Origin of the sequence: Dendronalium phyllosphericum CENA369 (assembly GCF_016056275.1) — a bacterium.
Classification (GTDB): domain Bacteria; phylum Cyanobacteriota; class Cyanobacteriia; order Cyanobacteriales; family Nostocaceae; genus Dendronalium; species Dendronalium phyllosphericum.
The window spans coordinates 1-2658 of the sequence record NZ_JAECZA010000170.1; the positions used below are offsets into that span (position 1 = coordinate 1).

Below are 2658 nucleotides of genomic sequence, written 5' to 3' on the forward strand. Positions count from 1 at the left end.
ATCTAAATGAGAACTGCCACAAGTTAGGGAGAGCATCCCCGCGTCTCCCTAACTTGTGGCAGTTCTCATTTAGATTAAGCTACAATGCACTCCACCAGGGCAGTGTACGGTCTACTTAATACCCAGTTAGTAATGTTGCCTTGTAGGGTAGCAGTAGTTCTGTACTTATCCTTTAAGGAATTGGAATTTGGTTATGACAATGCTAACTTGTCGCAATTATATTGATGGTCAATGGTTGAGTGCCGCAGCAGGAAACATTTTAGAAAGCCGCAACCCCGCTTTAGTCGATGAAGTCGTTGCTACCTTCCCCCGTTCCCAAGCTGATGATGTAGATAAAGTAGTAGCCGCAGCCCGAAAAGCTTACCACAGTTGGCGCAAAGTTCCTGCTCCAGCTAGGGCAGAGTACGTTTTTCGCGTCGGAGAACTATTACTCCAGCATAAAGAAGAACTTGCTCAGTTAATCAGTCGGGAAATGGGTAAACCCCTGACGGAAGCAAGGGGAGATGTACAAGAAGGCATTGACTGTGCTTTTTACAGTGCTGGTGAAGGACGGCGACTATTCGGGCAAACTACGCCTTCGGAAATGCCCAATAAGTTTGCCATGACGGTACGGATGCCTATAGGAGTTTGTGCTTTAATTACACCTTGGAATTTTCCTGTGGCAATTCCTTGCTGGAAAGCTATGCCAGCTTTGGTATGTGGAAATACAGTAATTCTCAAACCAGCGGAAGATACTCCAGCCTGTGCCACTAAATTGATTGAAATTTTTGCCGCCGCAGGTTTACCATCAGGAGTAATTAACTTGGTGCATGGCGTAGGTGAAGAGGTTGGAAAAGCTTTAGTTGAGCATCCCGATGTTGATTTAGTGTCTTTTACTGGTTCTTCCCAAACAGGTGCTTTTGTTGGTGAGACTTGCGGACGCACTCACAAGCGTGTCTGTCTGGAAATGGGCGGCAAAAATGCCCAAGTGGTGATGGAAGATGCCGACTTGGAACTAGCACTAGATGGTGCAGTTTGGGGAGCGTTTGGTACTGCTGGTCAGCGGTGTACGGCTACCAGTCGCTTAATTTTACATCGTGACATCAAAGAAAAGTTTACTGCCATGCTCCACGAGCGTACTACTAAGTTACGCTTGGGTGCTGGCAATGATTCCGATACGGATATCGGCCCGATAATCAATGAAAGACAAATCCAACGGGTAAGCCAATATATGGATATTGCCCGTGAGGAAGGAGCAAAGGTGTTAATTGGTGGGGAAATTGCAAGTGTTGGTTCCCTCAAACAAGGTTACTTCTTTCAGCCAACCATTTTAGATGGTGTCACTCCCGATATGCGCGTCGCCCGTGAAGAGATATTTGGGCCAGTAGTAGCATTAATTGAGGTTAACTCATTCGAGGAAGCGATCGCCATTCTCAACGATAGTAAGTATGGTCTTTCTTCCTCAGTTTATACCCGCGATATCAACCGAGCTTTTACCGCCATGCGTGATATTGAAGCAGGCATCACCTATATTAACGGCCCGACTATTGGTGCTGAGGTACACTTGCCCTTTGGGGGTGTCAAACAAACGGGTAACGGACACCGCGAAGCTGGAACCACAGCTTTAGATGTTTTCACAGAATGGAAGAGTGTTTATGTTGACTTTTCCGGAAGTTTACAACGCGCTCAGATTGACAATCGTGGTTAATAATGATACCGTTTGCAAAGATTACTAAAATACGAACCTTGATAATTAAATAAAGATTTTTCCTGTTAAGTTATGTTAACTGAGGGGGTCAGGCGATCGCTGAAACCGTGATTCTGTCGTTGACCCCCTCAGATAGCTTGCTAGGTAATAGTTTCAGACGATGAAATTAATAGTTTTTGTCAATAATTACAACTTATTGACAGGTAAAATAGACCCCCCTCAGATTTGGGTATCTTTAACCCTCTCTAGGTAAAGCTTCCAAAAGGGTAGGGTTTTCCTTTTACTACCCCTCACGGGGATGGAAACGTAAATCCTATAGGTACTAGCGTTTGTCCACATTTCCAGTCGTTTTCCTTTTACTACCCCTCACGGGGATGGAAACGATCATTGCGGAATGGAAAAAAAGCATTTTTTAAATGTTTTCCTTTTACTACCCCTCACGGGGATGGGTGCGACTATCGGTTGCACGACGAGAGTGAGTATCTCAGAAATACTCCTGGCGAGTGTCAATGCCAGTACCCGCCCAAAGGGGCATTACGGGTAACTGTAATGTCTCATAGCTAGAGGGTAAAATGCGCGACATCAGCAAGGCGCATAGTTAGGTGAAGTGCTAGGGTAAAACTAGACAGGGTTAACAGATGTGAATCCTTGCAGAGGCATCGTGAAGAGGAATTACCGAAAACGGCTGAGACGGTAAAAGGGATAAAGTGATTCTGCCCAATCCTCAGAATCAGGGACACCAGAAACCCCCGGTGTATAGAGGGAACCCAAGCTAGTTGTATCTTTCGCGTGTGATACGTAGGAACCCCAATGGGGTCTTTTGAACTAGGTCGATGTCAAAAGTAGAGATGGGAGTAATCCCGCTTTAATCCCCCAGTGGGTGTAAGATGCCACAAGAAGCGAATGCTGCCACGCCGAAAGGCAACAGGAAATTATAACTGGGTAGATAGGTCAAATGACCAACTTGAAAG

Annotated in this window: 1 protein-coding gene; it reads left to right on the top strand. The window is 45.6% G+C overall.

Annotation, left to right across the window (positions count from 1 at the left end):
* The first annotated feature begins 193 nt into the window (after positions 1-193).
* Complete coding sequence (locus tag I8752_RS21935) at positions 194-1687, top strand: aldehyde dehydrogenase family protein (RefSeq protein ID WP_214434395.1); 1494 nt, start codon at positions 194-196, stop codon at positions 1685-1687.
* Positions 1688-2658: the final 971 nt, after the last annotated feature.

Bases quoted from the DNA above. Each gene is read 5' to 3' on its own strand.
- I8752_RS21935 (WP_214434395.1), top strand. From the start codon at position 194: ATGACAATGCTAACTTGTCGCAATTATATTGATGGTCAATGGTTGAGT.